Genomic DNA, 596 nt, shown 5'->3' on the forward strand with positions numbered 1-596 from the left:
GTCACCACCTGGTTCCAAAGCACGCCCGACTTCATGACGTTGCGCTTTTCCATCGAGCAGACGCGGTTTTGCCGCGTGCGGGCGAGCTCGAAGGCAACGCCGGCGATGCGCTCGATCTCGTAGGTGTCGTAGACCTGGGTGTCGATGCCGCGCTTCTGGCCGTTGCCGAGATCGACGATCTCCTTCGGCTCGCCGAAATAGACGCCGCCGGTCAATTCACGCACGATCAGGATGTCGAGGCCTTCGACCAGTTCCGGCTTCAGCGACGAGGCGGCCGCGAGCGCCGGATAGCAGATCGCCGGGCGCAGGTTGGCGAAGAGTTCAAGGTCCTTGCGCAGGCGCAACAGACCCGCTTCCGGGCGAACCTCGTAAGGCACCGCATCCCACTTCGGACCGCCGACGGCGCCGAACAGCACCGCATCGGCGGCGAGCGCCTTTGCCATGTCCCCTTCCGAGATCGCCTGACCGTGGGCGTCATAGGCCGAACCGCCGACCAGGCCCTCGTCGGTCACGAAGCCGGCAGAAAGCTCGGCATTCATGTAGGCGATGATTTTGCGGACTTCCGCCATGGCTTCCGGGCCGATGCCGTCGCCGGG

At 65.3% G+C, this 596-nt stretch carries 1 protein-coding gene; it reads right to left on the reverse strand.

The features are described 5' to 3' along the window. Positions 1–596: isocitrate/isopropylmalate family dehydrogenase (locus tag IB267_RS33030; protein WP_246810939.1), on the reverse strand; the 596-nt coding region annotated here is incomplete at both ends.

Source organism: Ensifer sp. ENS09 (assembly GCF_014852425.1).
Taxonomy (GTDB): Bacteria; Pseudomonadota; Alphaproteobacteria; order Rhizobiales; family Rhizobiaceae; genus Ensifer.